Origin of the sequence: Aeromonas sp. FDAARGOS 1418, from assembly GCF_019048585.1 — a bacterium.
Taxonomy (GTDB): Bacteria; Pseudomonadota; Gammaproteobacteria; order Enterobacterales; family Aeromonadaceae; genus Aeromonas; species Aeromonas caviae.
Genome location: NZ_CP077387.1, coordinates 3,416,638 through 3,435,194, shown reverse-complemented (window position 1 = coordinate 3,435,194; position 18,557 = coordinate 3,416,638). Strand labels below are relative to the sequence as shown.

The 18,557-nt window shown below is 66.4% G+C and carries 9 protein-coding genes; 7 read left to right on the top strand and 2 right to left on the bottom strand.

Annotated features, from left to right (window positions below):
* Positions 1–6: 6 nt before the first annotated feature.
* Both I6L48_RS15925 and I6L48_RS15920 read right to left on the bottom strand, forming a co-directional pair.
* Entirely contained in the window at positions 7–2,007 is a 2,001-nt protein-coding gene (locus I6L48_RS15925; protein WP_042882434.1) for a hypothetical protein, read from the bottom strand.
* Positions 2,008–2,153: 146 nt separating this feature from the next.
* Positions 2,154–2,705 carry a lipoprotein gene (locus I6L48_RS15920; RefSeq protein WP_039038906.1) on the bottom strand — a complete coding sequence of 184 codons (552 nt, stop codon included), beginning with the start codon at positions 2,703–2,705 and terminating at the stop codon, positions 2,154–2,156.
* Positions 2,706–3,025: 320 nt separating this feature from the next.
* On the opposite strand from I6L48_RS15920, the gene I6L48_RS15915 reads away from it, so the two are divergent.
* From I6L48_RS15915 to amoH, 7 genes are read left to right on the top strand one after another with little or no spacing between them, the layout of a single operon-like run.
* The gene (locus I6L48_RS15915; RefSeq protein WP_042882433.1) at positions 3,026–4,213 is read left to right on the top strand and encodes an isochorismate synthase MenF; all 1,188 of its coding nucleotides are present in this window, start codon (positions 3,026–3,028) and stop codon (positions 4,211–4,213) included.
* Positions 4,210–5,874, top strand: a complete 1,665-nt coding sequence (gene amoE, locus I6L48_RS15910) for an amonabactin biosynthesis (2,3-dihydroxybenzoyl)adenylate synthase AmoE (RefSeq protein WP_042882432.1) — start codon at positions 4,210–4,212, stop codon at positions 5,872–5,874. The genes I6L48_RS15915 and amoE overlap by 4 nt, the downstream gene beginning before the upstream one ends.
* Before the next feature lie 17 nt (positions 5,875–5,891).
* On the top strand, positions 5,892–6,809 hold the full coding sequence (amoB, locus tag I6L48_RS15905; protein WP_042882431.1) for an amonabactin biosynthesis bifunctional protein AmoB: 918 nt from the start codon (positions 5,892–5,894) through the stop codon (positions 6,807–6,809).
* On the top strand, positions 6,806–9,895 hold the full coding sequence (amoF, locus tag I6L48_RS15900; protein ID WP_113070420.1) for an amonabactin biosynthesis non-ribosomal peptide synthetase AmoF: 3,090 nt from the start codon (positions 6,806–6,808) through the stop codon (positions 9,893–9,895). The genes amoB and amoF overlap by 4 nt, the downstream gene beginning before the upstream one ends.
* 20 nt (positions 9,896–9,915) lie before the next feature.
* Entirely contained in the window at positions 9,916–10,665 is a 750-nt protein-coding gene (amoA, locus tag I6L48_RS15895) for an amonabactin biosynthesis protein AmoA (RefSeq protein ID WP_042882428.1), read from the top strand.
* A 14-nt stretch (positions 10,666–10,679) separates the two neighbouring features.
* Positions 10,680–16,964 carry an amonabactin biosynthesis non-ribosomal peptide synthetase AmoG gene (gene amoG / locus I6L48_RS15890; RefSeq protein WP_216987439.1) on the top strand — a complete coding sequence of 2,095 codons (6,285 nt, stop codon included), beginning with the start codon at positions 10,680–10,682 and terminating at the stop codon, positions 16,962–16,964.
* On the top strand, positions 16,961–18,505 hold the full coding sequence (gene amoH / locus I6L48_RS15885) for an amonabactin biosynthesis glycine adenylation protein AmoH (RefSeq protein ID WP_042879383.1): 1,545 nt from the start codon (positions 16,961–16,963) through the stop codon (positions 18,503–18,505). Before amoG ends, amoH begins: the two co-directional genes overlap by 4 nt.
* The last annotated feature ends 52 nt before the right edge of the window (positions 18,506–18,557 follow it).

Below are 18,557 nucleotides of genomic sequence, written 5' to 3'. Positions count from 1 at the left end.
GTCGATTTATTTCTCGCTGACCAGGGCCTTGCCGGCCATCACCATGGCGGTGCCATGCTTGCCACCGGCGGCGGTCACTTGCGGGACGCCATCTTCGTCGGTGTCGCTGCCGGCACCCTCGATGACGTTCTCGCCGGAGTCGCCGACCCATTCGGCCATCTGCATGCCGCCGTTGACGGTGCCGCGGAACCAGCTCACGTAGCGCTGGGTCAGCTGTGCCAGCTCCAGCTCGGGTGCCTTCTCGGCCCCTTCGTTGCGCAGGTTCAGCATGGCGGAGCGCAGGGCGCCGGAGATGGCGGCCTGGGTCCAGGGGGTGTATTCACCCTGCTTGCCGGCGAGCCAGGTACCGGCCTTGGCATTGAAGTAGGCCTTGTCGGCGGCGATGAAGAGCTCGCGCGCCGCGGTGCGGTACTTGGCATCCGAGGTGGCCAGGAAGGCGGCGGTCAGGCCACGGATGGCGGCGAACTGCGCGTCGATGGACTGACCGGCGTCAAGCTTGCCGCCCAGTGTCAGACCGTCATGGACCAGGCCGTTCTTGCCCTTGAGGTTGGCGAGGATGAAATCGGCCTGCTTGCGGACCAGTGCGATCGCCTGCTCACCCTGTGGGGTCTTGAGGTTCAGCTCGCCATTGTCACCGGCGGCGTAACCCACCGGCAGCGCATCCTGGGCGCGCTGGAAGATCTGCAGGGCGACCAGGGCGTAGGCGGCGTCGAAGGTAGTGACGTGCCCGGCCTGTTTGCCAGCTTGCCAGCTGTCGACCAGGGTGCCGGCCTTGGGCTCGAAGTGCAGGGCCAGCAGGTTCTTGAAGGTGAGGTTGGAGAGGTTCAGGGCCAGGGAGAAGGCATCGCTGCCCGCCACCGCCTTGCCCAGATCGTTGGTCTGGTTGGCAGCCGGAGCGGCGGCGAACGGGGTACCGTCAAACACGGCGTGGAAGGCCGGGTTCTGATTGGTGTTGGCCGTGCGCTGATCGCTGAAGGCGTAGAACTCGGAGAGGGGCCACAGCAGCATCCAGGCGTCGCGCAACTGGGCGGAGCCGTCCACGACCTCCAGCTTGCCGATGGCACCGGCGTCGTTCTTGCTGGTCTCGGTCACCTTCACCTGATGAGGGAAGTAGACAACCCCCTTGGCCGGATCGTACTGCGGGGTGATTTTGGCGCCCAGGGTCTTGCCGTCAAAGCCGAGCTGACCCTGCAGGATGGCGAGCTTGTCGATGGACTGCTCGGTCAGCATCATGCCGTTGAAGCCGTCGGCGGCAGAAACCCCCAGCTTGTGCTTGCCGTCCTGATCCATGGTGGCGGACGCGGCTTCCACCTCTTCATCGGTCTCGGCCACGTGCATGCCCCCCAGGAAATCCTGGGACCACATCACTTCCTTGAGCAGGATGCCGCCCACGGCGGCCGGGACCAGCAGGTTGTCACTGCCGCTCCAGCGCAGGGTGGCGTAGTCGCGGAAGTAGGCGGGGACCTGGGTCTTGACGCTCTTCTCGTTGCCCTTGGCGGTCTTGATGGTGATCTGGTCACCGTTGACCGGGGTGGCGTTCACGGCCTGGGCGAACTCCGGGTTGGCGGAGGCGTAGGGCAGGGAGAGGGGATACATGCCCTGGGGAATTTCATCGGCGGGGAAGCCGACGGCCTCTGCCATGGCCAGTACCCGTTTGCCCAGGTCGGCCAGGGTGCCGCCACGGGCCTGGTTTTGCGGCCCGTTTACCAGATGGGGGCCCATGCCGGACTGGTAGTTGAGGGCGTACATTGCCTCTTCGGAGTATTCATAGGATTCGATGCCGGCGGCGAAGTCGAACGGGGTCGGCTCGTCGGCGCGGTTGGCGTCCAGCACATCCAGATCCAGACCGAGGGCCTCGGCCAGCGGCTCGCCGGAGAGCTCGAATTCGGTGTAGGCCAGCATGTTGGCGGCGGTGTTGAACGTCTTGTCCTCCACCTTGACGGCAGCCTGTGCAGCGCTGCTGAGGAGTGCGCAGGCGATCGCCTGCACCAGTACGGTTTTTCTCATGTCCTTCTCACCATATTGTTGATTTTATTATGACGCTTCTCATGAATCTAAATGAGAATGGTGTGCATTATGGGGCAAAGGGCGGGGCTTGAGAAGAAAAAAACCGCGCCCCGGTGGGGTGAAGAGGAGAGGCGCGGCGGCAGGTGTCACATCAGTTTGAAGGGGATGACCAGTCGGCCCGGCTCCACCTTGAGGGCCTCGACCTTCTCCTTGATCCGCGCCTCGTTCTGGCGGCTGCCATCGAGCCGGTAGACGGGGGTCTGGGAGAGGAACAGGGAGAGGGACTGGTTGAAGGTGGGCAAGAGCGGGGAGAGGGCGGTGCCCACGTCCGCCGGCTCGGTCTTGACGGAGAGCAATTCGAGATCGCGCAGATAGATGGCGCCTTGCTCCGCCACATAGTCCGGGCGTGCCCGCAGGGAGAGGCGGATCTTCATCTGCTGGCTGCCAAGGGGGCTCGCCACCTGCAGCTCGCCGGCGGCATCCAGCTCGACCTTGTCGGCCTGGCTGCGGCCGATGCGGCTTTGCATGTCATCGAGTCGGATCTTGCTCGACATGATGCCGGGGATCCCCAGCTGTTTCTCGAAGGCGACTCGCTCCTTGAGGTACTGGTTGATCTCCCCTTCGCTGACGCTGTACTGGGTCAGCGAGCAGGCCGCCAGCAGCAGGGCGAAGGGAAGCAGAAGCAGGTGTTTCAACATGGGAGGGTTCCATTTTCGGGGCTGTCACAAGAGGTGGCGCCATCTTAGAGGCAAAGCGGGTTGGCCGCCAGTGGGGCCTCTATGACCGGTTTCTGTCGCATCCCCCATATGGGGATGGCAATCCGTTTTCATTCGAGTAGCTATTTCCCTTCACCGCCAGCAGGCCCGCCCTGGCGTCATCCCCGACATACCCACAGACAAGCTCCTGTTTTAACGATGCAAAATCCCATTGACCCCGCGATTTCAAAGCGAGTATTTTACCGCCGCACAAAGTCAAACTGATAATCATTATCATTTTGAATCTTCTTTGAGGGTATGACGTGAAGACTCGAGTAATGGACAATGGCGCACCTGCCGAGGCGAAGATGTCGCCTGATTTCTTGTTTACCTCGTGTCAGGGCACGATCAGTGCCACTGACCTGGGGCAACCCATCACCACCCCCGCCTGCGAGTGGCCCCTGCTGGCACAGCAGATAACCCTGGCCCTCGATGCCGCCAGGGCTGCCGGCCAGAGCAACCCCCTGCTCATCGGTGCTTTTGCGTTCGACCCGGCAGAGGCTTCCTGCCTCTATGTGCCCGGCCGTTATGAGCGGGGCGAGAAACTGGCCCCGACAGAGCCGACACCGGCGACAGAAGTGGAGCAGACCGTCGAGGCCAACCGGGTCATCTCGGTGCAGAGCACCCCGCCGGCCAGCGAATTCCAGGCCTCGGTCAGTGCGGCGCTGGATGCGTTTGCACAAGGTCGGCTCGCCAAGGTGGTGCTGTCGCGCAAACTCACCCTTACCCTGCACCGGCCCGCCGACCCTACGCAGGTGATGGCCCGTTTGATGGCCCAGAATCCCCACGCCTTCCACTTCTCCCTGCCGCTCGGCCAGGGTCGCCGCCTGCTGGGCGCCAGCCCGGAGCTGCTGCTGCGGGTCAGCGGGGGAGAGGTGTTCACCCATCCGTTGGCGGGCTCCGCCAGACGGGTGAGCGAGCCGGCGCAAGACGAAATGGTGGCCAGGGATCTGCTGGCTTCTCGCAAGGATCAGCATGAACACAAGTTGGTGATCGACGAGATCCGCCGGGTGCTGACCCCCCACTGCCGCGAGCTGGCGATCCCCGCTCATCCCTCGCTGATGAGCACGGATACCCTCTGGCATCTGGGCACACCCATCGCTGGCCGGCTCAATGGCGGCGAGGCATCGGTGCTCTCCTTGGCCTGCCAGCTGCATCCCACCCCGGCCCTGTGCGGCTATCCCACCGAACTCGCCCGCCAGTTCATCCGCGAGCAGGAGCCCTTCCGGCGCGCCCTGTTCAGCGGCATCGTCGGTTGGTGCGACAACCAGGGCAACGGCGAGTGGGCCGTGGTGATCCGCTGCGGCGTGCTCGATGGCCATCAGGTCGAGCTGTTTGCCGGCGCCGGTATCGTCGCGGGCTCGGATCCCGCCATGGAATGGGCCGAGACCGGCACCAAGCTTGGCACCATGCTCAAGGCACTGGGCCTGAGTCCGGAGGTGGCGCAATGAGCCAATTCAACCACTTCCTGCCCTATACCCGCTGGCCCGACGAATTGGCCCAGCAGTACCGCACCAAGGGCTATTGGCGCGGCGAGCCGCTGACCACCATGCTGGCGCGCCAGTGCGAGCTGGCCCCCGACGCCGAGGCGATCCTCTGCGGTGAGCGGCGCTTGAGCTATGGCGAGCTGGACGCCGCCTCGAGCCGGCTGGCCGCGAGTCTGGCCCGCCACGGCCTGGGGGTGGGGGACACCGCGCTGGTGCAGCTCCCCAACGTGGCCGAGTTCTATCTGGTGTTCTTCGCCCTGCTCAAGGCCGGCATCGCGCCGGTCAATGCGCTCTTTAGCCACAACCGGCTGGAGCTCCTCTCTTATGCCGAGCAGATCACACCGCGCCTCTTTATCGGCTCGCTGGCTCATCCGCTGTTTGCGAGCAAGGGTCGCGAGAGCGAGCTGCTGACAACCATCAGCGCCGAGCTGGTGCTGCTGGATGGCGATGGGGGGGAGCTGGGGCTGACCCGCTGGTTGACGAAGGGGGATGAGAGTGAGCCAGTGAAATATGGCCCGACCCCGGGGGACGAGGTGGCCTTCTTCCAGCTCTCCGGCGGCAGCACCGGCACCCCCAAGCTCATCCCGCGCACCCACGACGATTACCTGTACAGCGTGCGCCGCAGCAACGAAATTTGCGGCCTCGGCCCCCATACCCGCTATCTGTGCGCCCTGCCGGCGCCCCACAACTTCCCCCTGAGCTCCCCGGGCGCCCTGGGGGTATTCGAGGCGGGCGGCACTGTGGTGCTTGCATCCGATCCCAGCCCCATCAGCTGTTTCCCGCTGATCGCCCGCCACCGGGTCAATCTCACCTCGCTGGTGCCGCCGGCGGTCTCCCTCTGGCTGCAGGCAGCGGAAGCGGACCCCACTGCGCGCACTCAGCTCGAGAGCCTCGACTTGATGCAAGTGGGCGGCGCCAAGCTGGGGGAGGCGGTGGCCAGCAAGATTGGGCCGCTGCTCGGCTGCCGGCTGCAGCAGGTGTTCGGCATGGCGGAAGGGCTGGTCAACTACACCCGGCTGGACGACCCCGACGAGAAGGTGATCCATACCCAGGGCCGCCCCATGAGCCCGGACGACGAGGTGCGCATCCTCGATGAGGCGGGCAATCCGGTTGCCCCCGGCGAGCCTGGCGCCCTGCACACCCGCGGCCCCTATACCTTCCGCGGCTACTACCAGAGCCCGGCTCACAACGCCCGGGTGTTCGATGTCGAGGGTTTCTACTGCTCCGGCGATCTGGTGGTACAGGATGCCGATGGTTACCTCACCGTGGTGGGGCGGCAGAAGGATCAGATCAACCGGGGCGGCGAGAAGATCGCGGCGGAAGAGGTGGAAAACCAGCTGCTGCACCATCCGGCCATTACCCATGCGGCCCTGGTCTCCATGCCCGACAGCGCCATGGGGGAGAAGAGCTGCGCCTTCATCGTCAGCACGGATCCCGCCTTGAAGCCGCTGGCCTTGCGCAAGTTTCTGCGCGAGCGCGGGGTGGCGGACTTCAAGCTGCCCGACCGTTTCGAAACCCTGGACGCCCTGCCCATGACGGCGGTGGGCAAGATTGACAAGCAGGGGCTGCGGGCGCGCATTGCGCACGCCATCGCCGCCAACCAGCCTCTACAGCATAAAAACTAGTAAGGAATCATGACGTTATGGCTATCCCAACCCTGAACAATTACGCCATGCCCAGCCAGTGGAAGGCCAACAAGGTCGACTGGTCTCTGGATCCCAAACGTGCCGCCCTGCTGATCCACGACATGCAGGAGTACTTCACCGCCTTCTATGGCGAAAACAGCCCGCTGATCGCGGCGCTCACCGAGCAGCTGGCCGCCGTGCGCAAGCAGTGCAAGGCCCTCGGCATCCCGGTCTTCTACACCGCCCAGCCCAAGGATCAATCCCCTGAAGATCGCGCTTTGCTCAACGACATGTGGGGCCCGGGTCTCAACAAGAGCCCCGAGCTGCAGCAGGTGGTGGCAGCGCTGCGCCCGGAGCGTGACGACACCGTGCTGGTCAAGTGGCGTTACAGCGCCTTCCAGCGCTCCGAGCTGGAGCAGATGCTCAAAGCGCTGGGACGGGATCAGCTGATCATCGGCGGTATCTACGGCCATATCGGCTGCATGATGACCGCCTGTGACGCCTTCATGCGCGACATCCAGCCCTTCTTCCTGGCGGACGGGGTGGCGGACTTCTCCCTGGCCGACCATCAGATGGCGCTCGACTATGTGGCAACCCGCTGCGGCAAGGTGATCCGCTGCGAGGAGGTGCTGGCCCTCGCCCCGGCTTCTGCCGCCCAGACCAATCCGCTCCTGACCAATCCGTTGCTGACGTATGAGGGGCTCAAGGCACGGCTGCTGAGTCACATCGACGAGGACGAAGATGAGTTTGATCCCGACGAGAACCTCATCGACTACGGTCTGGATTCGGTGCGGATCATGGCCCTGCTCACCGAGTGGCGCGCCGCCGGGGTGGAGCTCGGCTTCGTGGATCTCGCCAAGCTGCCGACCCTCAACGGCTGGTGGCGCCTCATCGAGGCCAGGCTGGCAGCCCAGGCGCTGGAGGTGACCCCATGAACCGCTTCCCCTTGACCATCCCCCAGCAGGGGCTCTGGTCCGGACATCTGCTGAACGACGACAAAGCGATGTTCAACACCGCCGAGTGCATTGCCTTCGACGGCAAGGTCGAGGCGGCCGTGCTGGTCGCGGCCCTTGCCAAGGCGGTGGGGGAGTGCGAGGCGCTCAAGGGCCACTTCGAAGACGATAAGGAGGCGGTCTGCTTCGTCTCGCATGAGCTGCCCTTGGCCTATGAAGAGGTCTCCCTCGAGCACGATGACGAGACGCTGGCCCGCGCCTGGGCCTGGGCCGATCTGCGCCGCCCGTTCGAGCTGACCCAAGAGGCGCCCTGCCGTTTCGCCTTGCTGCGCGGCCCCGGCCGCGATTATCTCTACAGCTGCGTGCACCACATCGCCCTCGACGGCTTTGGCACCACCTTGCTGTTCCAGCGCATCGCCGAACTGTATGCAGAGGGGCTGGCCGGTGAGATGAACTCCCCATCTCCCTTCGGCTCTCTGGCGGAGGTGCTGGCAGAAGAGGCGAGCCGCGAGCAGAGCGGCAAGAACGACGCCGCCCGCGCCTTCTGGCAGGAGCAGCTGCAAGGCTGGCCCGAGGTGAAATCCTTTGGCGAGGCCCGCGCCCCCATCGCCGCCGAGTTTATTCGCGAGAGCCGCCCGCTGCCGGCGGCTCTCTGGCAATCCCTGACCAGCTTTGCCGACGAGCACAAGCTGGGCTGGCCCGATCTGCTGCTGGCCGGCCTCTCGGCCCAGCTGTCGCTGTCGAGCGGCCAGGATAAGACCCTGCTCGGCCTGATGATGATGAACCGCATCGGCTCGGCGTCGCTGACCGTGCCCTGCATGCAGATGAACATCACCCCGTTGGCGCTGGCGCTTGGTGAAGAGCTGAGTCTGGCGGGGGCCGCCGGCGCCGTGGCCAAGGCCAAGCGCGGGGTGCGCAAGCACCAGCACTACCGCTACGAGCTGCTGCGCCGCGACCTTGGCCTGGTGGGGGGAGACAAACGCCTGTTCGGCCCCCTGGTCAACATCATGCCGTTCGATCACGCTCGCCGCTTCGGGCCGCTATCTGCCCATATTCTCAACATCAGCGCCGGCCCGGTGGAGGATCTCACCATCGAGGTGCAGGTCGGCGTCGATGGTCAGCCCAGACTGGATCTGGACGCCAACCCCGACTGCTACCAGCAGGCCGATCTGGCAGCCATCGCCGATACCCTCTTTGCCCTGCTGGGACGCTGGCTGGCCGAGCCCGCCCAGACCCTGGGGACCCTCAAGGCCGACTGGCTGGCCGAGCAGCGCCAATCCGCCCTGATCTCTGGCCCAGCCCACGAAGCTCTCCAGGTGCGCCCCGTGCTGGAGGCGCTCTGCCACTTCGCCGCCCAGACCCCGAACAAGATTGCCCTGATACAAGGGGAGGCGAGCGTCAGCTACGAGGCGCTGCTGGCCCGTTCCGAACAGATGGCGGCCGCCCTGCAGGCCGCAGGCGTCGCCCCCGGCGACAAGGTGGGGGTCATGCTGGCCCGCAGCCCCCAGGCCATCTTCGCCCAGCTGGCGGTGCTGCTGGCGGGCGCCGTCTATGTGCCCCTCGATCCCGAGCAGCCGCTGGAGCGCCAGGGCAATATACTGCGGCTGGGGGAGGTCAAGACCCTGATCACCCAGGCCGAGTATCGTCACAAGCTGGCCAGCCTGTTTGAGGGCCGCACCCTGCTGGCGGGGGACCTGGTGAGCGACGATCGGCTCAATCAGCCTGCCGCCGGCCGCGCCGTCGCCTACCTGATGTTCACCTCGGGCTCGACCGGCCTGCCCAAGGGGGTGGCGGTCAGCCACGGGGCGCTGGATCACTTCGCCGCCGCGGCCCGCTGCCGTTATCACCTGGATGAAGAGGCGCGGATGCTGCAATTCGCCCCCTTCAACTTCGACGCCAGCATCGAGGAGGTGTTCGCTACCTTGAGCGCAGGTGCCACCCTGGTGCTGCGCACCGACGCCCTGCTCGAATCCATGCCTGCCTTTGCGGCCGGGGTGGAGCAGATGGGGATCACTCACCTCGATCTGCCCACCGCGTTCTGGAACGAGTGGGTGGTGGCGCTGACGGCGGGTCAGGCCCACATTCCCTCGGGATTGGCCACCGTTATCATAGGTGGCGAGGCGGTCTACCCCGAGCAGCTAGCCCAGTGGCAGCGCCAGGGCCGCTCCGATGTGCGTCTCTTCAACACCTACGGCCCCACCGAAACCACAGTGGTGGTGACCACCCAGGAGCTGCAGCAGGAAGATCCGAACCAGGCCCAGCTGCCCATAGGCCTGCCGCTGCCCGGCATGCAGGCGCTCATTCTGGGGGCGGGGGAGCAACCCGCCATCGAGGGTGAGCTGGTGCTGCTCGGGCCACAGCTGGCCAACGGCTATGTGGGGGGCGTGCAAGGCAGCTTCGATACCCTGCGGGTTGGCGCGGAGCAGATGCCCGTCTATCGCACCGGCGATCGAGTGCGCTTGGTGTCCGGCCGGCTGGTCTACCTTGGCCGGCGCGACAACGAATTCAAGATAAGCGGCTATCGCATCCAGCCCGGCGAGGTGGAGGCCCAGCTGCTGGCCCTGCCGGGGGTGGACGAGGCCTGCGTGCAGGGTGTGAGCATCGGCAGCGTGCGCCGGCTGGTGGCCTTCGTGGCGGGGCCTGAGCGCGACAGCCGGGTCATCAAGGCGCAGCTGGCCAGGGTGCTGCCTGCCGCCATGATCCCCACCGACTATCGCCACTATGACCAGCTGCCCCGCACCGGCTCCAACAAGCTGGATCGCAAGGGGTTGTTGGCCGCCTACCAGGCGGGCGGCGAAGCCCTGACCCTGGGCAGCGAGACCGAGAACCGGGTCGGCGCCATCTGGCAGCAGATCCTGGGTCTGGCCACCATGGCGCCCGCCGACAACTTCTTCGAGCTGGGGGGCCAGTCCCTGCAGACCATACAGATAGTCAACCGGCTCGGCGCCGAGTTCGGGGTGCAGGTCAAGGTCTCCGACGTGTTCGATCACCCGCGCCTCGATGACTTCTGCCGTTTCCTCGACGGTCTGCTTGCCGAGGACGAAGAGAGCGTGGAGATGGTGTGGTGATGGATAAGGAGCAACAAGCAATGGCCTTTGATTTCACTGGCAAGCGGGTCTGGGTGACCGGGGCCGGGCGCGGCATCGGTCGCGAGGTGGCAACGCAGTTCGTGGCGGCCGGCGCATCCGTGGTGGGGCTGGATCTGGCGTTTCCCGAAGCGGACTACCCCTATGCCACCCAACTGCTCGATATTGGCGACTCGAAGGCGGTAAACGTCTGCTGCGCAGCGCTGCTGGCGGACGGCGGGCTCGATGTACTGGTGAACGGGGCCGGGGTCTTGCGCCTCGGTTCTACCGAAACCTTAAGCGATGACGACTGGCACGACTGCATGACGGTCAACGCCAGCGGCGTCTTCTATCTGCTGCGGGCCCTGGTGCCCCACTTCAAGGGGCAGCGGCGCGGTGCCATCGTCACCATCGGCTCCAACGCCGCCCATGTGCCGCGCATGCAGATGGCGGCCTACTGCGCCTCCAAGGCGGCGGTCACCAGCCTGACCCAGACGGTGGGGCTGGAGCTGGCCTCCTTCGGCGTGCGCGCCAACCTGGTGTCGCCGGGCTCGACCGATACCCCCATGCTGCGGGGCATGCTGCCAAGCGAGGAGGCCATGGCCCGCACCATCGCCGGGCTGCCGGAGCAGTTCAAGCTCGGCATCCCCCTGCGCAAGGTAGCCACCCCGGCGGAGATCGCCCATACCGTCCTCTTCCTGGCCTCGGATCTGGCCAGCCACATCACGCTGCAGGATCTGGTCGTCGATGGCGGCGCCACCCTGAGTGCCTGAGGCTTGAGAAACAGATGAATAATATGATTTTGCTGTTGAAACAGCTGGAGCGGCAGGGGGTCAAGCTGGCGCTGAACGACAAGGGCCAGCTTATCTCCCAGTCGAGCAAGGAGGCGGTGACGCCGGCCATCGGCGCCACCATCAAGGCCCACAAGGATGAGCTGGTGCGCTGCCTGGCGGCCCGCGCCGCCTTCGAGGTTCCTATCGCCTCCGAGGGCGCCCGGCAGGGGCCGCTCTCCTCGTCCCAGAGCGGGCTCTGGTTTATCGAGCAGTACGAGGAGGCCTCCCACCTCTACAACATGCCGGTCTATTTTCGCGTGAAGGGAGAGCTGGACACGGCGGCGCTGGAGTTTGCCTTCGACCACCTGTTTGCCCGCCACCCCAGCATGCGCACCCGCTTCATCAAGGACGAGGCGGGCAGGGGGGCCCAGGAGATCCTGCCCCATGTTCCCTTCAAGCTGCACATTGAGGACGTGAGCGCAGAGGCCATTGCCGAGCGCGAGGCCTATGTGGCTCGCCGGGTGCGCGAGGAGATTGGACGTCCCTTCTCCCTGACCCAGGGGGATCTCAGCCGAGTGCATCTTATTCGGCTGGGCAGCCGCGAGCACGTACTGCTGATCACCCAGCACCACATCATTTCCGACGGCTGGTCGGTCAAGAACATGTTCGCGGATCTCAAGCGTGCCTTTCTTGCCCATCAGAACCGCGAGCCTCTGCAGGTAAGCGAGCTGCCGCTCACCTACATCGACTATGCCCGCTGGTTCAACTCACCGCGTTTTCTCGATTATCACGCCGAGTTCAAGCCGTTCTGGGTCGAGCGGCTCGGTGGCAGCCCCGAGGTGCACGGTCTGCCGCTCGACAAGCCGCGCCCGGCCCATCAGGACAGCGGCGGCGAGCTGGTCTTCTCCACCATCGAGAGCGACCTGTGGGAGAGCTTCAAGTGCCTGTGCCAACGGCACAGCACCTCCAACTTCATCGGTCTGCACGCCCTGTTTGCCTTGCTGATGGTGCGCCAGAGCGGCGAGAAGGAGGTGGTGATCGGCACCCCGCTCGCCTATCGCGAGCGCCACGAGATCGAGTCGCTGGTGGGTTTTTTCGTCAACACCCTGGTGCTGCGCACTCAACTCAGCGGCAAGCCCAGCTTTGTCGACTATCTGCAGCAGTGCCGGGAAGAGGATCTGGCGGCCTTCGATCACCAGCTCTACCGTTTCGAGGCGCTGGCCGAGGCCATCGGCGCCGATCGCACCACCGCCATCAACCCTATCTTCCAGATCATGCTGGTCTATCAGGCCAAGGTGGATTTCAACGATCTCATCCCCGGTTGCCAGCTGGTGGAGGAGACCTCGCCTGTGCTGCCGGCCAAGACCGACATCTCGGTCAAGGTGACCGAGCTGATGGACTCCGTCCGGGTGGACTGGCTGTTTGCCACCGCCCTGTTCGAGCGGGAGACCATCCAGGCTTATGCCGATCGCCTGCTGCACCTGATGCGCGCCGTGGTGGCGGCCCCCGAGACCGACATCTGGCAACTGCCGCTGGAGGCGGGCACCGACCAGGCCGCGCTGGCCGCCGAGCTTGCCGACCTGCCGCGGGACTACCCGAGCCGCGACACCCTGCTCTGCCATATCGAGCGGCGCGCTATTCAGTTGCCGGACGCGCTGGCGGTCAGCGACGGCGCGCAATCCTTGACCTATGGCGAGCTGGAGGTGCGTGCCAACCGGTTGGCCTACTGGCTGCTGGCTCAGGGCGTCACCCCGGGCGCCGCCATCGGCATCCAGGCCAGACGCGATGTCGCCTTCGTGGTTGCCCTGCTCGCCTGCTGGAAGGCGGGGGCGGCCTATGTACCGCTGGATCCTGCCTATCCCGCCGAGCGACTGGCCCATATCCTGAGCGACGCCAGTATTGCACTGGTGCTCGGGGGAGAGCCGGACCCGCGGCTTGGCGAGGCGCTGGCGGGCACGACTGCCGAATATCACGATCTGCACGGGCTGGCGCTGGACAAGATGCCAACCAGCACACCCGTACTACCTCGGGACGCCGCCATGCTGGCCCAGATCATCTACACCTCCGGCAGCACTGGCCTGCCCAAGGGGGTCATGGTGGAGCAGGGCAGCCTGGTCAACCTGATGGCGGATCATGGTGAGCGCATCGCCCTTGGGAAGGATGGGGCCATGTTCAACTGCATGTCCCTCTCGTTCGATGCCGGCAACATGACCAGCTTGCTGCCGCTCTACTGCGGCGCGGCCCTGCACTTCGGCGAGCCGGGCGAGGGGGTGATCAGTGCCGCGATCGCTCGGGGTGCCAGCCATATGATTTTGCCGACCGCCCTGCTCGCCAACCTGCTGCCACCGGCGGAGCTCGGCTCCCTCAAGGCCATCGGTTTTGGCGGCGAGGCGTGCCCGAGCAGCCTTGTGGAGCGCTGGGGGGAGCGGGTGGCGCTGTTCAACATGTACGGCCCGACCGAGTGCACCGTCACCGCGCTCTGCGCGCGGCTCACTCCGGGGGCGCCCATCACAATCGGTCGACCCGTCAACAACCTGAAGGCGCTGATCCTGGACGAGGCGGGCAACCTCTGCCCGGTGGGGGTCCCCGGCGAGCTCTGCCTGGCAGGGCTGGGGCTGGCCCGCGGCTACCTCAATCTGCCAGAGCGCACTCAGGAGGCCTTTATCGAGCTGGCCTTTGATGCAACGAATGGGGAACGTACCCATCGCCTCTATCGCACCGGCGATCGGGCCTTGCTGCGCCGCGATGGCAACATCCAGTATCTGGGCCGGATAGACGAGCAGATCAAGCTGCGCGGCTATCGCATCGAGCCGGGGGAGATAGAGACCCGGCTTGCCGAATTGTGCCCGGCCATTCGCCAGATCAAGGTGGTGGTACAGGAGGGTCGCCTGCTCGCTTACGCCTGTTTGCAGGCCGGGGCGAACGAGCCCGACGGCGATGCCCTGCTGCAGCGGGCCGGCGAGTGCCTGCCCGAATACATGGTGCCGGCGCGCCTCTGCTGGCTGCCCGAGATGCCGCTCACCCCCAACGGCAAGCTGGACTTGCGCCGCCTGCCCGCCATCGTCTGGCAGCAGAGCAAGGGCGAGCCACAAAACGAACTGGAGCAGACTGTGCTTGCCATCTGGCAAGGGGTGCTCAAGCAGCCCCTCGGGGTAGAGGATGACTTCTTCCGCTTAGGCGGTGACTCCATCCTCAGCATCCAGCTCACCACCCGGTTGCGGGATGCGGGACTGCACTGCAGCGTGAAGGACGTGTTCGAAGCCAAGACGGTGCGCCGCCTCTGCCGCCAGCTCGGCCAGCAGCAGGCCGTCAGCCACAGAAGCGAGCAGGGCAGCCTGACCGGCGAGTTCCCGCTCCACCCCATTCAGCACTGGTTCTTCGAGCAGGGCTTTGCCAAGCCCGGTCACTGGAACCAGGGGGTGATCCTGCGCCTGCCGGCCGGGGTGGACGATGAGGCCCTGCGCGGCTGGCTGAATGCCCTGCGCCAGCACCACGATGCCCTGCGCCTGGCGGTGACCCCGACCGGCCAGCGCTACCTGGCCGAACTGCCATTGCCGCCGCTGCCGACCCTGGATGCCGCCAATCTCGATGAGGCCGAGCTGCAAGCCCGCCTGACCGAGCTGCAGGGAGAGCTCGACCCTGCCAGCGGCCACACTCTGGCCTGGGCCCGCCTGCGCAATCTCTGCCTGGAAGGTGAGCGGGAGGGCGAGACGGTGGAGGGGCTCTTCCTCGCCTTCCATCACCTGGTGATCGATGCGGTCTCCTGGCGCATTCTGGCCGAGGATCTGGCACGGGTGAGCAGGGGCGAGCCGCTGCCTGCCAAGGGCAGCAGCTATCGCCAGTGGGGCGAGGGGCTCGCGGCCTACGCCAAACGGGAAGAGGATCAGCTTGGCTTCTGGCTGGCTCAGGGGGAAGGCAGCCAGGGTCACCTGCTGGAAGCGGCCCGCGCCGCCGATGGCCGCGCCGCCGCCAGCCTGTTGCAACTGAGTCAGGAGACCACGGCTCGTCTTATCGACACCGCCAACCAGGCCTGCTTCACCCGGGTGCCCGACCTGTTGCTGGCGGCCCTGACCCGTACCCTGAGCGAGCAGGGCTACGGCAGCCGTCACTGCGTGATGCTGGAAGGGCACGGCCGCGAGGCAATCGATGCTGAACTCGACGTGAGCCGTACCCTGGGCTGGTTCACCAGCACCTACCCGCTGGCGCTGGCCGATAGCGCGTCCTGGAGCGATCTCGTCTGCGACACCAAGGAGCGGCTGCGGGCCGTGCCGGGCAAGGGGGTGGGCTTCAATGCCCTGCGACTGCACCACCCCCGTGGGCAGGAGTTACCGCAAGCCCTTGTCGTCTTCAACTATCTGGGGGTCAGCCATCAGGGCGAGGCCGCTCAAGCCTGGCAGCCCCTGCCGCTGGCGCCGGGGGCACCTACGTCCCCTGACAACCTGCCGCGGGAGCTGGTCAGTCTGCACGGGGGCGTGTTTGATGGCCGCCTCACCCTGCGCCAGGTCGGCGCCCTCAACCAGCAAGGGAGCGACGCTCTGATGGCGCGGCTGGCGGACAACCTGACGGCGCTGGTGGAGCACTGCTGCAACCTGAAGGCGCCGCGCCATACCCCGAGCGACTTCCCGGGGATCGCTCTCTCGCAAGCCGTGCTCGATCGGGTGCTGAGCGGGCGCGAGGTGGAGACATTGCTGCCCATGACCTCGCTTCAGCAGAGCATGTTCCATCACAGGGCGCTGCTGCCCCGGGATCACGCCTATCACCTGCAGACCGAGATTGACTATCACCAGCCGCTGGACGTGGCGGTTTACCGTCAGGCCTGGCAGGGGCAGATCGCCCGCTGGCCGGCCCTTCGCAGCGAACTGGTGCTGGCGGACGGGGTCGCGCTGCAGCGCATCCTCAAGCGCGCCGAGTTGCCATTCCACTATGAAGACTTGTCTGAAGTGGAACATGCAGAGGCACGGGTCCAGGCCTATCGCGAGCAGGATCTGGCCCGCCCGATCCCGCTGGAGCAGGCGCCCCTGCTGCGCCTTGCCTGCTTCAAATTGGCCCCCGATCACCACAAGGTGATCTTCAGCGCCCATCACGGCGTGCTGGATGGCTGGAGCGGCCCCGTGTTGCTGGGTTCCTTGCATCGCGGCTATCAGGCGCTGATGAACGGCCTGCTGCCGCAGGGCGAGCCGGATACCGCCTGGCTCGAATTTGGCCGCCATATCGCGAGCCAAACCCGCAGCGCCGACGCTTACTGGCAGGGGCGGGAGGAGCTGCTAACAAAGCCTAACGATCTCGCCTGCCTGTTCGGGGTGACGCTGGACGCTAGCGCAAGCGGGCGCCATACCCAGCAGCGACCGGCGGTGTGCGCCACGGCGTTGCCGACCGAGGTAGCAACCTTGCTCGCCCATCGTGCCCGCAACCTTGGCGTGACTGCGGGCCTGTTGGCCCAATATGCCTGGCACCGTCTGCTGGCACGCCGCTCGGGCGATGCCGTCACCCTGGTGGGCAACGTGACCCCGGGCCGGGATTACCCCATCGAGGGGATCACCGAGAGCGTCGGGCTCTACATCAACAGCCTGCCACTGGCGCTGGCGTGGCGCACCGAGCTGACCCTGGCCGAGCATATCGCCCGGTTGCAAGCCGACCTGATGGCGCTCAATGAGCACGGCACCCAGTCGCTGGCGGCACTGACCAAAGGCCGGGCGCGTCTGTCCCAGAGCCTGTTCGTGTTCGAGAACTACCCCATGCCGGCGGCCCCTGTCGCCCCCGAACCTCACCAGCTGGTGCCACGCTTTGGCGCCGTGGTGGAGAAGGTGGAGCTGCCGCTCTCCTTGGTGGTCAGCAGCCGGGGCGAGACGCTCCAGCTGCGCCTCGAGTTCGACGGCGAGCAGATCCCCGAGACCCGGGCCGAGGCGGTGCTGGCTGACTGGCTGGCCGAGCTCGACTGGCTGGCGCAGGCGGATCTGGGCCAGCCGGCCAGCGTGGCTGTGGCCGCGCCGTACCCAGCACAAGCGACAGCCACACAAGTGGCCGCCAGCAGGGCTGAGCCCAGCCTGGCTCAGCCGCCGGCCGAGGCCCGCGTGCTGGTAGCCCTGTGGGAGCGCCAGTGCGGCGTGCCCGGCATCTGGCAGCAGACCCTGTGTGAACTCGGGGTGGATTCGGTGCAGCAGCTCGCCCTGCTGGCGGCCCTCAACGAGGCGTTCGCGCAGGATCGGGCGCCACTTACCCTGCAGATGCTCAAGGCCCATCCATCCCCCAGCCGGCTCTACCGACACTGGCTGGTGCGTCAAACGGAGGCCGCGCTATGACGGTGACCATCAAGCATAAGGCTCCGCTCGTGCAAACCCGGCCTGCCCCCCGTGAGGGGGCGGCCAACCTGGGCGCGCGACTGGCGGCCTGTCTGGCCGCCACCCCGCTGGCCCCCGCCATCCGGATGGGAGGGGAGGGTATCGGTGAGGGTGGATCAGATGAGCAGTGGCTTAGTTACGGCGCGCTCAATGCCAGGGTCGGCGAGATTGCCGCCCGATTGCAGGGGCTGGCGGTGGGGGAGCGGGTTGGCCTCTATCTCTCCCGCGGCCCCGATCTGGTGGCCAGCCTGCTGGCCTGCCTGCGCCTCGGCCTCACCTTCGTGCCCCTTGAACCGGACTTTCCGGTGGAGCGGCTGCAGGGGATCGCCCGCCAGGCGCGCCTGTCGGCGGTGATCTGCGACGGCGATCGATCGGTGCCCGCCTTCGGCTGTCCGCTGCGCACCCTCGACGGGCCCGCAGCGGCAGGGCCCGTCTCCTGGTCTCAGGTGGATGACGCCCTGGCCGCCTACATGATGTTCACCTCGGGCTCCACCGGCGAGCCCAAGGGGGTGGTCATCAGCCGGCGGGCCCTGCTCTGCTTCCTCGACGGGATCCGTGAGCGGCTCGGGCTTTCACCTGGCTGCCACTGGCTCTTCATCACCACCCCGGCCTTCGACATCTCCCTGCTGGAGATGCTGGGGCCGCTCTGGGGCGGTGGCCGGCTGACGGTGGCCGGCGGTGATCACAACAAGGATCCCCTGGGGATGCTGGCCCTGCTCGAGGCCGACCCCTCCATCAACTGGCTGCAGGCCACCCCGGCCTGCTGGCGCATGCTGCTCAAAGCGGGCTGGCAGGGGCGCAATACCCTCACTGCCCTGTGCGGTGGCGAGGCGCTGGACCCAGGTCTGGCCGAGCAGCTCTGTGCCCGCACCCGGCGGCTGTGGAACTGCTACGGGCCGACCGAGGCCACCGTCTGGTCCCTGGTGAGCGAGGTGCGCTGGCCACCGACTGATGGCCAGATCACCATCAGCCACAGCCTGCCCGGCTATCGGCACTGGGTGCTGGATGAAGTGGGGCAGCCGGTGGCGGAGGGGGAGTGCGGCGAGCTCTGTATCGAGAGCCCGGCCCTATGCGAGGGGTACTGGCGCAAGCCAGCCTTGACCAGCGCCGCCTTCCTGCGCCTTGCCACCCATCGCCTCTATCGCACCGGCGATCGGGTGCGCCTCCTTGGGGCGGACCGTTTCCTCTATCTGGGACGGCGCGACGATCAGGTCAAGCTGCGTGGTTTTCGCATCGAGCTCGGCGAGGTGGAGGCGGGACTGCGCCGCCAGGCCGGGGTGCAGGAGGCAGCGGTGCGTCTGGTGGGCGAGGGGGACGAGGCCATGCTGGTGGGCTATGTGGAGGCCAGGGCCGGGGTGACCCTCAATCGCCTCGCCCTGCGCAAAGGCCTGCAGGCGACGCTGCCCCACTACATGGTGCCGGCGCGGCTCATCCTGCTGGATGCTCTGCCCAAGACCGGCAGCGGCAAGCTCGACAGAAAGGCGCTACCCTTGCCCGAGTAGGCGGCCTTGCAGGATGGTAAGAGCGATGGATAAAAAAGAAGCCCGCATCATG

What these genes read in the sequence shown, in the direction of transcription:
- amoF (WP_113070420.1), top strand. Translation starts at nt 6,806, where the DNA reads ATGAACCGCTTCCCCTTGACCATCCCCCAGCAGGGGCTCTGGTCCGGA.
- amoG (WP_216987439.1), top strand. Translation starts at nt 10,680, where the DNA reads ATGAATAATATGATTTTGCTGTTGAAACAGCTGGAGCGGCAGGGGGTC.
- I6L48_RS15925 (WP_042882434.1), bottom strand. Translation starts at nt 2,007, where the DNA reads ATGAGAAAAACCGTACTGGTGCAGGCGATCGCCTGCGCACTCCTCAGC.
- amoH (WP_042879383.1), top strand. Translation starts at nt 16,961, where the DNA reads ATGACGGTGACCATCAAGCATAAGGCTCCGCTCGTGCAAACCCGGCCT.
- amoB (WP_042882431.1), top strand. Translation starts at nt 5,892, where the DNA reads ATGGCTATCCCAACCCTGAACAATTACGCCATGCCCAGCCAGTGGAAG.
- I6L48_RS15920 (WP_039038906.1), bottom strand. Translation starts at nt 2,705, where the DNA reads ATGTTGAAACACCTGCTTCTGCTTCCCTTCGCCCTGCTGCTGGCGGCC.
- amoE (WP_042882432.1), top strand. Translation starts at nt 4,210, where the DNA reads ATGAGCCAATTCAACCACTTCCTGCCCTATACCCGCTGGCCCGACGAA.
- amoA (WP_042882428.1), top strand. Translation starts at nt 9,916, where the DNA reads ATGGCCTTTGATTTCACTGGCAAGCGGGTCTGGGTGACCGGGGCCGGG.